This window comes from Streptomyces sp. NPDC025793 (genome assembly GCF_055558375.1).
The window spans coordinates 214119-227053 of sequence record NZ_JBVHMR010000010.1 but is presented as its reverse complement, the minus strand read 5'-3'; the positions used below and the strand labels follow the sequence as shown (position 1 = coordinate 227053).

Annotated in this window: 13 protein-coding genes; 5 read left to right on the top strand and 8 right to left on the bottom strand. The window is 69.4% G+C overall.

Features of this window, described 5'->3' with window-relative positions:
• Window positions 1–4 precede the first annotated feature (4 nt).
• The 4 genes from ACZ4MF_RS21230 to ACZ4MF_RS21215 form a co-directional block, all read right to left on the bottom strand.
• On the bottom strand, window positions 5–334 hold the full coding sequence (locus tag ACZ4MF_RS21230) for a hypothetical protein (protein ID WP_467493487.1): 330 nt from the start codon (window positions 332–334) through the stop codon (window positions 5–7).
• 137 nt (window positions 335–471) lie between these two features.
• Window positions 472–717 carry a hypothetical protein gene (locus ACZ4MF_RS21225; protein WP_467493486.1) on the bottom strand — a complete coding sequence of 82 codons (246 nt, stop codon included), beginning with the start codon at window positions 715–717 and terminating at the stop codon, window positions 472–474.
• Between the two features lie 71 nt (window positions 718–788).
• Window positions 789–986, bottom strand: a complete 198-nt coding sequence (locus ACZ4MF_RS21220; protein WP_467493485.1) for a DUF397 domain-containing protein — start codon at window positions 984–986, stop codon at window positions 789–791.
• Window positions 983–1819: a helix-turn-helix domain-containing protein gene (locus ACZ4MF_RS21215; protein ID WP_467493534.1), complete on the bottom strand. Its 837-nt coding sequence runs from the start codon at window positions 1817–1819 to the stop codon at window positions 983–985. The genes ACZ4MF_RS21220 and ACZ4MF_RS21215 overlap by 4 nt, the downstream gene beginning before the upstream one ends.
• Window positions 1820–1956: 137 nt before the next feature.
• Here ACZ4MF_RS21215 and ACZ4MF_RS21210 point away from each other — a divergent pair, with 137 nt between their 5' ends.
• A complete protein-coding gene (locus ACZ4MF_RS21210) occupies window positions 1957–2388 on the top strand; it encodes an ATP-binding protein (RefSeq protein WP_467493484.1) in 432 nt (143 codons plus the stop codon).
• Window positions 2389–2411: 23 nt separating this feature from the next.
• Here the strand turns inward: ACZ4MF_RS21210 and ispG are convergent, their stop codons facing one another.
• The 3 genes from ispG to dxr all read right to left on the bottom strand — a co-directional run bounded on the left by ispG (window position 2412) and on the right by dxr (window position 6310).
• Complete coding sequence (gene ispG, locus ACZ4MF_RS21205; RefSeq protein WP_467493483.1) at window positions 2412–3569, bottom strand: flavodoxin-dependent (E)-4-hydroxy-3-methylbut-2-enyl-diphosphate synthase; 1158 nt, start codon at window positions 3567–3569, stop codon at window positions 2412–2414.
• A gap of 168 nt (window positions 3570–3737) precedes the next feature.
• Window positions 3738–5030, bottom strand: coding sequence for a M50 family metallopeptidase (locus ACZ4MF_RS21200; RefSeq protein WP_467493533.1), 1293 nt, complete (start codon window positions 5028–5030; stop codon window positions 3738–3740).
• A gap of 8 nt (window positions 5031–5038) precedes the next feature.
• Entirely contained in the window at window positions 5039–6310 is a 1272-nt protein-coding gene (gene dxr / locus ACZ4MF_RS21195; RefSeq protein ID WP_356024413.1) for a 1-deoxy-D-xylulose-5-phosphate reductoisomerase, read from the bottom strand.
• A gap of 137 nt (window positions 6311–6447) precedes the next feature.
• Between dxr and ACZ4MF_RS21190 the strand changes: the two genes are divergently transcribed.
• Window positions 6448–6912, top strand: a complete 465-nt coding sequence (locus tag ACZ4MF_RS21190) for a lamin tail domain-containing protein (RefSeq protein ID WP_467493482.1) — start codon at window positions 6448–6450, stop codon at window positions 6910–6912.
• A gap of 132 nt (window positions 6913–7044) precedes the next feature.
• Window positions 7045–7509 (top strand): hypothetical protein, encoded by a 465-nt coding sequence (locus ACZ4MF_RS21185; RefSeq protein WP_467493481.1) that lies wholly within the window; start codon window positions 7045–7047, stop codon window positions 7507–7509.
• Between the two features lie 2 nt (window positions 7510–7511).
• On the opposite strand, the gene ACZ4MF_RS21180 is transcribed toward ACZ4MF_RS21185, so the two are convergent.
• Complete coding sequence (locus ACZ4MF_RS21180; protein WP_467493480.1) at window positions 7512–9452, bottom strand: acyl-CoA dehydrogenase family protein; 1941 nt, start codon at window positions 9450–9452, stop codon at window positions 7512–7514.
• Between the two features lie 288 nt (window positions 9453–9740).
• Here ACZ4MF_RS21180 and ACZ4MF_RS21175 point away from each other — a divergent pair, with 288 nt between their 5' ends.
• Together ACZ4MF_RS21175 and ACZ4MF_RS21170 are read left to right on the top strand one after the other, a co-directional pair.
• A complete protein-coding gene (locus ACZ4MF_RS21175; protein WP_467493479.1) occupies window positions 9741–10754 on the top strand; it encodes a LacI family DNA-binding transcriptional regulator in 1014 nt (337 codons plus the stop codon).
• Between the two features lie 75 nt (window positions 10755–10829).
• The gene (locus tag ACZ4MF_RS21170) at window positions 10830–12893 is read left to right on the top strand and encodes a glycoside hydrolase family 31 protein (protein WP_467493478.1); all 2064 of its coding nucleotides are present in this window, start codon (window positions 10830–10832) and stop codon (window positions 12891–12893) included.
• Window positions 12894–12935: the final 42 nt, after the last annotated feature.

The window sequence follows — 12935 nt, the reverse complement described above, 5'->3', positions numbered from 1 at the left end:
TGGCTCAGCCCTCCTGCGGCCAGGCTCGGAACGAGCGTGCCCGCTGCACCGACATGTCCGCCGCCCGGAAGCTCGGCGCAGAGCCCTCGGCCTCGGCCGACATCATGATCCCGTCGCCTGTTCTTCGAAGCTGTACGTTCTTGCGCCCCGGAGCTGCCCAGCCGCGCACGGTCACGTTCCGGACCTCGGTGAAGACGAGGAAGAACTCGAAGGCCTCGTGGCCTGCCCGGTCGGTGAATCCGAGGGTGGCCGAGCAGTGCCGCTCGCCGAAGTGCACGTAGAAGAGGTCGTAGCTGCTCAGTTCGGCGAGATCGGCGTTCGGTTCAGCGTTCATAGAAGGTCTTCTCGCAGGGGTCGGGAAGCGTCGCGTGCCGCTTGGCGTCGACCCTGCCGCGGAAGACGTGCGGGCCGTCGTCCGAGCCGTCCGGTCCCGGCCGGAAGCCGCTCAGATGCGCGGCGAGTACGTCCGCGCTACAGGTGAACGCCAGGAACGTACCGCGATCCGTACTCCTTGCCCTGCTTGTCGTCGCCCCACGGCGAACCGGCCGCCGCCAGCGCCGTCTTGAGCTTGGTCAGCGCCTTGCTCAGATCGGTGCTGTGCGTATGGAAATGCGGAGCCGTCTTCTTCAGATCCTCGATCTTGATGTCGAGAATCTTGCCGTCGCCGCCGCCCTGGTCACCCATGGTGCCGCGCCCCTCCCCCGTCAGCCAACTCATCGGTCCGGAGACCCTGGTTGGCAAGACGCGTTCGCAATCGAGAGCGGCACCAAGGGGCGGTAAAGCCGCGTTCAGGATTGCGCGAGCCCGAGGAACGCCTGCCAGGCGGCGGGGGGCACTATGAGGGTGGGGGCGGTGGAGGGGTTCTGCTTGGAGTCACGGATGTGGATGGTGGTGGGGGTGGGGGCGACCTCGACACATTCGCCGCCCTCGCCGCTGCTGTAGCTGCTCTTGAACCACGTCAGCTCGGACGACTCTTCTACGTTCATGTCTCTCCCAGCAACTTCTCTACGAGGGCCAGCGATTCGCGTGGGGTCAGGGCTTGGGCGCGCAGGAGGCCGTACTGCTCTTCCAGCTCCCTGACCGTCGTGCGGTCGACGAAGAGGCGGCTGTGCTTGTGCGCCTCCATGTAAGCGATCCTGCGCCCATTCTCTGTCTCGATCAAGCTGAACGGTCCAGCGAGCGCCGCATGCTCTTCGCGGTCGTCCGGCATCAGCTGGATCTGGACGTTACGCCGTTCACCGACGAGCAGAATCTGCTCCAACTGGCCTCGCCAGACGGTCGATCCACCCAGACGCTTGCGCACTACGGCCTCCTCCATGACGAAAGACATGGTGGGTGCCGGTTTCCTCGCGAAGACTTCCTGCCGCGCCAGCCTCGCCTCCACCCGCTGCTCGATGGTCACCTCGTCCAGCAGGGGACGCCGCATGGTGAACACCGCCCGCGCATAGTCCTCCGTCTGCAACAGGCCCGGAACCCCCTGCACAGCGAAGAAGTACAAAGTGACCGCCTTCTTCTCCAGCACCGCAGCGTCCTGGAAGAAGGCTGGATACTGGGCCTTCTCCATGTCCTCAAGGAAATCGGTCAGTGCCCCGCGAGCGTTCAGCAACTCGTCGGCCCGCACGATGAACTTCGGAGGCGGGATCCGCCTGCCCTGCTCGAACGACGCGATGGTCGCCGCCGAGTAGCCGGTGAGGGAACCCAGTTGGGCGCGTTCCATCCCGGCCTGCGTCCTGAACCTCTTCAGCAAGCGCCCGAAGGCGAGCGGAATGCCTGACGCTGGCTCGGACGCGCTCTCCGGTTCCTGTGTTTCCTCGCTCACGTACACCCCCAATGTCTCGCCGCCACTGTCGGTCACGGCGCGCGTAGGTACAGCGGCACCTCACGCTCGTACAACGCGTGAACAGTCCTGGTGCAGCCGCTGTTCAACGTTACTGAGCGTGCGGGAGCGTAAACGGCATGAAGTCAGAAATCTCCACCCACGAATTCACCCACGAATTCGCCATGCGCTTCACCTCGACCCCGCGCGGCGCACGCCTCGCCCGGCGGCTCGTCTCGCACCGGCTGGACGAGTGGGGGCACCCTTACGCCGGGCCCGCGAACGAAACCCTCACGCTGATCGCAGCCGAACTCGCAGCGAATGCGGTCCGGCACGGGCACGTACCCGGACGGGACTTCCACCTGAAGCTCACCGGAGCAGGTACGACCCTGCGGCTGGAGGTCTCCGACACCCGTACCGAGTGCCTGCCCGAGCTGCGGGTCCCGCAGGGCGAGGGAGGCCGGGGCCTGCTCCTGGTCGAGGCGCTCGCGGACAAGTGGGGTGTCACGCCACGGCGGCCCGGCAAGTTCGTCTGGGCGGAGGTACGACTGAGTCCCGCCACCGAGTGGTGACGGGACTCACGGAAATCCAGGGGTCAGCCCGCGACGGACACCGACGGCTCGCCCGACTCCACGCCCGCGTCCTGCATCTTCTCGGCCAGCTTCATGGCCTCCTCGATGAGGGTCTCGACGATCTTGGACTCGGGGACGGTCTTGATGACCTCGCCCTTGACGAAGATCTGACCCTTGCCGTTGCCGGAGGCCACACCGAGGTCGGCCTCGCGGGCCTCGCCCGGGCCGTTCACGACGCAGCCCATGACCGCGACCCGCAGCGGGACGTCCATGCCGGTCAGACCCGCCGTGACTTCCTCGGCGAGCTTGTAGACGTCGACCTGGGCGCGGCCGCAGGACGGGCAGGAGACGATCTCCAGGCCGCGCTGGCGGAGGTTCAGGGACTCCAGGATCTGGGTGCCGACCTTGACCTCCTCCACCGGGGGCGCGGACAGGGAGACGCGGATCGTGTCGCCGATGCCCTGGGAGAGGAGCGCGCCGAAGGCGACGGCCGACTTGATCGTGCCCTGGAAGGCCGGGCCCGCCTCGGTGACGCCGAGGTGGAGCGGGTAGTCGCACTGGGCGGCGAGCTGCTTGTACGCCTCGATCATGACGACCGGGTCGTTGTGCTTCACCGAGATCTTGATGTCGCGGAAGTCGTGCTCCTCGAAGAGGGACGCCTCCCACAGGGCCGACTCGACCAGGGCCTCGGGGGTCGCCTTGCCGTACTTCTGGAGCAGGCGCCGGTCGAGGGAGCCGGCGTTGACGCCGATGCGGATCGGAGTGCCGTGGTCCTTGGCGGCCGTGGCGATCTCCTTGACCTTGTCGTCGAACTGCTTGATGTTGCCGGGGTTGACGCGGACCGCGGCGCAGCCGGCCTCGATGGCGGCGAAGACGTACTTCGGCTGGAAGTGGATGTCCGCGATCACCGGGATCTGGGACTTCCTGGCGATCGTGGCGAGGGCGTCGGCGTCGTCCTGGGTGGGGCAGGCCACGCGGACGATCTGACAGCCGGACGCGGTCAGCTCGGCGATCTGCTGGAGGGTGGCGCCGATGTCGGACGTACGGGTCGTGGTCATCGACTGGACCGAGACGGGTGCGTCTCCGCCGACGGCCACGCTTCCGACCTGGATCTGCCGGCTCTTCCGGCGCTCGGCGAGCTTGGTCGGAACGGACGGCATGCCGAGAGAAATCGCAGTCATCTGCTGTGCAACCCCAAGTCGTGGATCAGGATCCGGTCCCGTATCGGCGGGCTCCAGGCTTCGAGATTACGGCACCGGCCCCGGCGGGAGCACATCCCGTCCGGCAAACCCACCCGATGGGTGGCGGCCCGGAAGATCATCCTCCGGGCCGCCGCCAACGGCGTTTGGCTACGAGATTTTCACTGGGTTAACCACATCCGCAATCAGGACGAGAACGGTAAAGCAAACAAAGATCCCCGCCACCACATACGCCACCGGCATCAGCTTCGCCACGTCGAACGGACCGGGGTCCGGGCGGCGCAGGACGCGGGCCAGGTTGCGGCGCAGGGCCTCCCACAGGGCGCCCGCGATGTGCCCGCCGTCCAGGGGGAGCAGCGGGAGCATGTTGAACAGGAACAGGGAGAGGTTGAAGCCGGCGAGCAGCATCACGAACATCGCCACCTGCTGGGAAGCGGGGATGTTCAGGGTGGCGATGTCGCCGGTGATGCGGGCCGCGCCGACGATGCCGACCGGGGAGTCCGGTTCGCGCGGGCCGTCGCCGAAAGCGGCGTTCCACAGGGCCGGGATCTTGGCGGGCAGGGCGGCGAGGGAGTCGACGGCGTCGCCGACCCGGTCGGTCATCCAGGTCACGGACTCGCCGAAGCTCTGGTGGACCACGCCGGTGGCGGAGCTGAAGCCGAGGAAGCCGGCCTTGACGTACTTGCCCCGGACGTACGTGCCGCTGGAGTCCTTCTTGGCGACCAGGTTCGTGGCGATCGTGGCGTGCAGGGTGAGCTGCTTGCCGTCGCGGTCGACGACGATCGGGACCGTCTTGCCGGCGCTGTCGCGGATCAGGTCGGAGAGGGTGTTCCAGTCCTTCGTCCGCTTGCCGTCGAAGGAGACGATCTTGTCGCGCTTCTGCATGCCGGCGGCCTGGGCCGGGGAGGCGGGGTCGGACTTCTTGCAGGTGTCGCGGTTCTCGCTCTGGGCGATGACGCAGGGGGAGACGGAGGCGACCGTCGTCGTCTGCTGCTGGATGCCGAAGCCCATCAGGACCGTGAAGAAGAGCGCGACCGCCAGGACCAGGTTCATGAACGGGCCGGCGAACATGACGATGACGCGCTTCCAGGGCTTGCGCGTGTAGAACATGCGCGTCTCGTCACCGGGCTGGAGCTCCTCGAAGGCGGCGGAGCGGGCGTCCTCGATCATGCCGCGCCAGGGCGAGGTGGAGCGGGCGGAGACCCGGCCCGCCTCGTCGGGCGGGAACATGCCGATCATTCGGATGTAGCCGCCGAGCGGGACCGCCTTGATGCCGTACTCGGTGTCGCCCTTCTTCCGCGACCAGACGGTCGGGCCGAAGCCGACCATGTACTGCGGCACGCGGATGCCGAAGAGCTTGGCCGTGGAGAGGTGGCCCAGCTCGTGCCAGGCGATCGAGACGAGTAGGCCGACGGCGAAGACCACTATGCCGAGGATGAACATCAGGGACGTCATGCACGCGCCTCCGCGGTCGCCGTCGTGGCTGTCAGTTCACGGGCCCGGGCTCGTGCCCAGGTCTCCGCTTCGAGGACGTCCGACACGGTGAGTGAGGTTCCCGTGACCGGGGTGCCGTGTTCCTCGACGACCCGGGTGACGGTTTCCATGATCCCGTTGAAGGGCAGTGCGCCGCCCAGGAAGGCCTCCACGCACTCCTCGTTGGCCGCATTGAACACCGCCGGAGCCGTGCCCGCGAGCTGCCCTACGTGCCGGGCGAGGTTCACCGAGGGGAAGGCCTCGTCGTCCAGCGGGAAGAACTCCCAGGTGGAGGCCTTGCTCCAGTCGAAGGCGGGCGCGGCGTCGGGGACGCGTTCGGGCCAGCCCAGTCCGATGGCGATGGGCCCGCGCATGTCGGGGGGCGTCGCCTGGGCGATCGTGGATCCGTCGGTGAACTCGACCATCGAGTGAACATACGACTGGGGATGCACGACCACCTCAATGCGGTCGAAGGGAATGTCGTAGAGGAGGTGTGCCTCGATGACCTCCAGGCCCTTGTTGACGAGGGTCGCGGAGTTGATCGTGATCACCGGGCCCATCGCCCAGGTGGGGTGGGCGAGGGCGTCCTCGACGCCGACGTGCGCCAGTTCGGCCTTGGTACGGCCGCGGAAGGGGCCGCCGGAGGCGGTCACCACCAGCTTGCGGACGTCGGCCCGCGTTCCCGACGCCAGTGCCTGGAAGAGGGCGGCGTGCTCGGAGTCGACCGGGATGATCTGGCCGGGCTCGGCGAGCGCCTTGACGAGCGGGCCGCCGACGATCAGCGACTCCTTGTTGGCGAGGGCGAGGGTGCGGCCGGCCTCCAGGGCGGCGAGGGTCGGGGCGAGGCCGATGGAGCCGGTGATGCCGTTCAGGACCGTGTGGCAGTCGGAGGCGGCGAGGTGGGTGGCCGCCTCCGGTCCGGCGAGGATCTCGGGCAGCGGCTCCCCCGCGCCGTACTCGGCGGCGAGTGCCTCGCGCAGGGCCGCCACGGCGTCCTCGCGGGCGACCGCGACGGTGCGCACCCGCAGCCGGCGGGCCTGCTCGGCGAGGAGGGCCACGCGGCCGCCGTTCGCGGACAGGGCGGTGACGCGGAAGCGGTCGGGGTGGCGCAGTACGAGGTCGATGGCCTGGGTACCGATGGATCCGGTGGAGCCGAGGATCACCACGTCCTTGGGGCCGTCGCCCGCGAGAGGGTCGTAGACGAGGTGCGGATCGGCGAGGGGTGCCGGATGGGCGGGGCTGTCGGTCATCTCTCCATTGTTGCCGCATCGGGCAGCGCTCCGGACAGGGCGTCCCCCGGGCGGGTGCGTCAGCAGGTTTCGTTGCCGGATGGAGTGATTCTCCCGATGTGAAGTACTGGTGAAGATCATGTGATAACTCTTCAGGCATGTCGATACGTACCGTGCGGCTGCGCGCCGCCCTGCCCGCCCTCGCCGGCGCGGCCCTGCTCACCGGCACCCTGCTCAGCACCCCGGCCCAGGCGGCCGGGGGCGTGCGGATCTACCAGGTCTGGTACGACAGTCCCGGCAAGGACACCCGCTCGAACAGCAGCCTCAACGCCGAGTGGGTGCAGATCAAGAACACCGGCGGCACGACCGTCTCGCTGGCGGGGTGGGTGCTGAAGGACGCCTCCAACCACCGGTACGTCTTCAAGAGCGTCAGCATCGGCGCCGGGAAGTACATGAAGATCCACACGGGCCGCGGTACGGACACCGCGACGGACAAGTACCAGGGCCGCCGCGCCTACGTCTGGAACAACGACCGGGACACGGCCACGCTCACTCGCGCGAACGGGGCCAGGGTCTCCTCGTGCTCCTGGACGAAGCCGGGCGCGGGGCACACGTACTGCTGACGCACGTAAAGGTGACGTACGTACTGCTGCCGTAGCGCGAAATCGCGCACGTGCGGTCGTGGATCATGGCATCCTTCCCGTTGACGCCCGTCAAGTAGGGCGAAACGGGGAGGAGTCACCACCATGAAGCGCATGCGTACGACCACGGCCGTGCTGGCCACGACCGGTCTGCTGGCCGCCGCTCAACTGGGTCTCGCGGGCGGCGCGTTCGCCGCCGCGCAGACGCCGAAGGCCGCCGGCTGCCCGGTCGACATCGTCTACCCGAGCCGCTTCTACATCGGCTCGAACCACTGGGTGACCAACGGGGGTCTGTACTTCGGCATCAAGAGCAGGACGGCGACCGGCTTCAAGCGGGTCACGTTCACCGTCACGGACACCAAGAACCTCCGCTTCGGCAAGGCCGGGGCGACCGGCGGCCGGATCACCCACAACTCCTCGACGTCGGTGTCCGTCTACGCGGGGACCCTCAAGGGCAGGGCGAGCCTCGGGATGAGGATCCCCACGCATCTGCTCAACACCCGTTCCTACGGCGTGAAGTTCACGCTTCACGGCTCCGGCTGGAACTGCGCCGTCAACCAGGGCACCTGGGGCAACTGACCTCAAGCGCCGTACGGGCGGCGCTCGTTCTCCCGGGTGGCCGGTCCGGGGGTCGCGTCGGCGATCCACGGGCCGTCCCCGGAGGGGTCGATGATTCCCTCTTCCAGCCAGGTGTGCGACCCGGCGAGCACGGCCTTGACCACCGTGTGGTCGAGGCCGTCCGTATTGGTCCACAGCCGGCCGAAGAGCTCCTCGATCCGGATGCGGGCCTGGTGGCAGAAGGCGTCGGCGAGCTGGTAGGCCTCGCGGCCGTGTTCACCCTGGACGCGCAGCCGCTCGGCCCGTACGCAGGCCGCGCTCATCGCGAACAGCTCGGCGCCGATGTCCACGATCCGTCCGAGGAAGCCCTGCTTGGTCTCCATCCGGCCCTGCCAGCGGGACATGGCGTAGAAGGTGGAGCGGGCCAGCTTGCGGGCCGCCCGCTCGACGTACCGCAGATGCCCGGACAGGTCGATACCGTGCTTGAACTCGCCGTAGGACGTGGGCAGTTGACCGGGACCGGCGACCAGCTTGGGCAGCCACCTGGCGTAGAAGACGCCCGCGTTCGCGCCCGCCTTCGCCTTGTCCGTAAGGGACTTGTCGGGGTCGATGAGGTCACCGGCGACCGACAGGTGGGCGTCGACGGCCTCGCGGGCGATCAGCAGGTGCATGATCTCCGTGGAGCCCTCGAAGATGCGGTTGATGCGCAGGTCGCGCAGCATCTGTTCGGCCGGGACGGCCCGCTCTCCGCGCGCCTTCAGGGACTCGGCGGTCTCGTAGCCGCGTCCGCCCCTGATCTGGACCAGTTCGTCGGCCATCCGCCAGGCCATCTCGGAGCCGTAGAGCTTGGCGAGGGCGGCCTCGATGCGGATGTCGTTGCGGTCCTCGTCGGCCATCTGGGAGGACAGGTCGAGGACGGCCTCAAGAGCGAAGGTCGTGGCCGCGATGAAGGAGATCTTCGCGCCCACCGCCTCGTGCAGCGCGACCGGCTTGCCCCACTGCTCGCGCTCCGCCGACCACTCGCGCGCGATCTTCAGGCACCACTTCCCGGCACCGGCGCACATCGCGGGCAGCGACAGCCGGCCGGTGTTCAGGGTGGTGAGCGCGATCTTCAGGCCCGCGCCCTCGGGGCCGATGCGGTTCGCCGCGGGCACCCGGACCCGGTGGAAGCGGGTGACACCGTTCTCGATGCCGCGCAGGCCCATGAAGGCGTTGCGGTTCTCGACGGTGATGCCCTCCGAGACCGCCTCGACCACGAACGCGGTGATGCCGCCCTTGTGCCCCTCGGACTTCGGCACCCGCGCCATGACGACGAGCAGATCGGCGACCACCCCGTTGGTGGTCCACAGTTTCACTCCGTCGAGGACGTAGCCGTCGTCCCCGTCGGGTACGGCCGTCGTCGCGAGGCGGGCCGGGTCGGAGCCCACGTCCGGCTCGGTGAGCAGGAACGCGGAGATGTCGCTGCGGGCGCAGCGCGGCAGGAAGGCGTCCTTCTGCTCCTGGGTGCCGAACATCTTCAGCGGCTGGGGTACGCCGATCGACTGGTGGGCGGAGAGCAGCGCGCCGATGGCGGGGCTCACGGAGCCGACCAGGGCGAGGGCCTTGTTGTAGTAGAGCTGGGTGAGACCGAGACCGCCGTACGTGGGGTCGATCTTCATGCCGAGGGCGCCGAGTTCCTTCAGGCCCGCCACGACCTCGTCGGGGATGCGGGCCTCGCGCTCGATGCGGGCCGGGTCGATCGTCGTCTCGCAGAAGGCGCGCAGCGCGGTGAGGAACTCCTCGCCGCGCCGGACGGAGTCGTCGTCCGGGAGCGGGTGGGGATGGATGAGGTCGAGCCGGAAGCGCCCGAGGAACAGTTCCTTGGCGAAGCTGGGCTTGCGCCAGTCCTGTTCCCGGGCGGCCTCCGCCACCTGACGCGCCTCGCGCTCGGTGACGTTGGTACGGGGGGTGGTGGGGGCGGACATGAGGCTCACCTCGCCGCGAAGAGGGATGATGGGGGACCGTTAGCTACCGACCCGTGCTACTGGATCGTTCGTACCCGAAACGGCCCGACCCCACCACCCCTCGCGCGTCCGTTCAGCCGATGCCCAGCGACGCGTTGGCGGCCCGGCCAAGGAGCACGAAAGGGCTGTCGAAGCGCTTCGACAGCCTATGGACACCTCCCCCGGCTGAAGCTAGTGTCAATCTCACTCTCACTCACTCTAGTCGGTCACGCGCTCTGTCGAAGCGCTTCACATAGCTTGGAGAGCCGGATGGTCACCCTCGCCGAGGTCGCCCAGCATGCCGGAGTGTCGGCGAGCACGGTGAGTTATGTCCTCAGCGGCAAACGGTCCATCTCCGCGACCACCCGGCAGCGGGTCGAGGAGAGCATCCGGGAGCTGGGCTACCACCCGAACGCCGGCGCCCGGGCGCTGGCGAGCAACCGGTCGAACATCATCGCGCTGATGATCCCACTGCGCACCGACATGTACGTGCCGGTGATGATGGAGATCGCCATCGCGGTGGCCACCACGGCCCGCACGCACGGCTACGACGTCCTGCTGCTCACCGGCGAGGAGGGTCCGGACGCGGTGCGCCGGGTCACCGGCAGCGGGCTCGCCGACGCGATGATCCTGATGGACGTCGAGCTGGAGGACGAGCGGCTGCCGCTGCTGCGGGGGACCGACCAGCCCTCGGTCCTGATCGGGCTGCCCGCCGACACGGACGGTCTGACCTGCGTGGACCTGGACTGGACGGCGACCGGCGCGCTGTGCGTGGCGCATCTGGCGGGGCTCGGTCACCGTGACATCGCTGTCATCGGCGAGGCCCCGGCCGTCTACGAGCGGCACACCGGCTTCGCCGAGCGCACCCTCGACGGACTGCGCGCCCGGGCCCGCGAGGCGGGCGTGCGGGTGCTGCACCGCCCGTGCGAGGGCGGGTACGACGCGATGGCCCTCACCCTGGCCCGGATCTTCGACGAGCGTCCGGGCACGACCGGGTTCGTGGTGCAGAACGAGTCGGCGGTGGAGCCGCTGCTCGCGCTGCTGCGCCAGCAGGGCCGGGCCGTGCCCGAGGACGTCTCCGTGGTCGCGATCTGCCCCGACCAGGTCGCCGTGCAGGCCTCGGTGCGGCTGACCTCGGTCGCCATCCCCGCGCAGGAGATGGGCCGGCACGCCGTGGAGCACCTGGTGGCCAAGCTGGACGGGCGCGGCGGCGACGGCGTCGTCCTGCTGGCACCCGAGCTGACCGAGCGGGCGAGTACGGGACCGGCGTCGGCCGCGTCCTGACCTGCACCGACGGTGCCCTTCCCGGGCACACCCCTGCCTGCGTCCCTGTCTGCACTCCTCACCTCAGGAGCCGCCGTGAACCAGCCAGCCGGTATTCAGCCCGCCCTCGCGCGGCCCAAGGTCAGCCTCGCCCAGTCCGCCCCCACCGTCGGCCGCATCCAGGTGCGGGAGGGGGCGCTGGAGTGGAGCGGCCGTCAGGAGACGGTGCGGATCGAGCCGTGGGGTCCGGACGCGGTCCGGGTGCGCGCCCGGCTCGGCGGTCCGGTGCTGGAGGGGCTGCCGGGGGCGCTCCTCGACTCCCCTCCGGCCGCCGAGGCGACGATCGCGGTCGGTGCGGCGGAAGGGAGGCTGACGGTCGGCTCACTGACCGTCGAGGTGAGCGCCGAGGGCATGCTCCGCTTCCTGCGCACCGACGACGGGGGCGAACTGCTCGCCGAGGAGCGGGCGCACTTCTGGTGGCCCGGCCCGCGCCTCTACACGGCGGTCGGCAACGGCCACCACCGTCTGGAGCAGCGCTTCGCCGCCTACGAGGACGAGAAGCTGTACGGCCTCGGCCAGCACCAGCACGGGCGGCTGGACCAGAAGGGCCTGGTCCTGGACCTGGTCCAGCGCAACAGCGAGGTGAGCGTCCCGGTGCTGGTGTCCAGCCGGGGCTACACGCTGCTGTGGAACAACCCGGCGATCGGCCGCGTGGAGCTGGCGGGCAACGGCACCCGCTGGGTCGCGGACTCGGCCCGGCAGATCGACTACTGGATCACGGCGGGCACCCCGGCCGACGGCCAGCGCGCCTACAGCGCGGTGACGGGCCGTACGCCCATGCTGCCCGAGTGGGCGGCGGGCTTCTGGCAGTGCAAGCTGCGCTACCGCACCCAGGACGAACTCCTCACCGTGGCCCGGGAGTACAAGCGCCGGAACCTGCCGATCTCGGCGATCGTGTGCGACTTCTTCCACTGGACGCACCTCGGCGAGTGGAAGTTCGACCCGAAGGAGTGGCCCGACCCGGCCGCCATGGTCCGCGAGCTGGACGAGCTGGGCATCAAGCTGGTCGTGTCCGTGTGGCCGTCGGTGTCCCCGCTCTCGGAGAACCACCAGCTGATGGAGCAGCGCGGCTACTTCATCGGCACGCAGTACGGCCCCATGGCGCACGCCGACTGGCCGGACAAGGAGGTCGCCACCCCCGTCCAGGTGGCCTTCTACGACGCCACGAACCCCGAGGCCCGCGCGTTCGTGTGGTCGAGGATCCGGGACAACTACCTGCTCCCGTACGGCATCACGGCGTTCTGGCTGGACGCGTGCGAGCCCGAGCTGAAGCCCGGCTTCCCCGAGAACCTGCGCTACTGGGCGGGTCCGGGCCTGGAGGTCGGCAACCTGTACCCGCGCGAGAACGCCCGCGCCTTCCACGAGGGGCTGCTCGCGGCCGGACTCGGCGACGACGAGGTGATCTCGCTCAACCGCTCGGTGTGGGCGGGCAGCCAGCGCCACGGCGCGGCCCTGTGGTCCGGTGACATCGGCACCGACTTCGCGACCCTGCGGCGGCAGATCGCGGCCGGGCTCAACACCGCGCTGTCCGGGATCCCGTGGTGGAACACCGACATCGGCGGCTTCCACGGGGGCGACCCGGACGACCCGGCGTACCGCGAGGTGATGGTCCGCTGGTTCCAGTTCGGCACGCTGTCCCCGCTGATGCGGCTGCACGGCTTCCGCGACCCCGGTATGCCGCTCGGCCCGGAGATGACCGGCGGCCCCAACGAGGTGTGGTCGTACGGCGAGGAGGCGGGCGCGATCCTGGAGCGCTGTCTGCGCCTGCGCGAGCGCCTGAGGCCGTACATCCTCAAGGTCATGCGGGAGGCCCACGAGCAGGGCCTGCCCGTGCTGCGCCCGCTCTTCCTGGAGTTCCCCGAGGACCGGACGGCCTGGTCGGTGGACGACTCCTACCTCTTCGGCCGCGACCTCCTCGTCGCCCCGGTGCTGACCGCGGGCTCCAGGGCCCGCACGGCGTACCTGCCGGCGGGGGCGACCTGGACGGACGCCTGGACGGGCACCGCGTACAAGGGCGGTACGGCGGTGACGGTGGACGCACCGCTGGACCGCATCCCGCTGTTCCTGCGGGACGGCGCGGTACTCCCGATCGCCGGATGAGGCAGGGGGCCGGTCCCGTGCGGGACCGGCCCCCTGCACCGC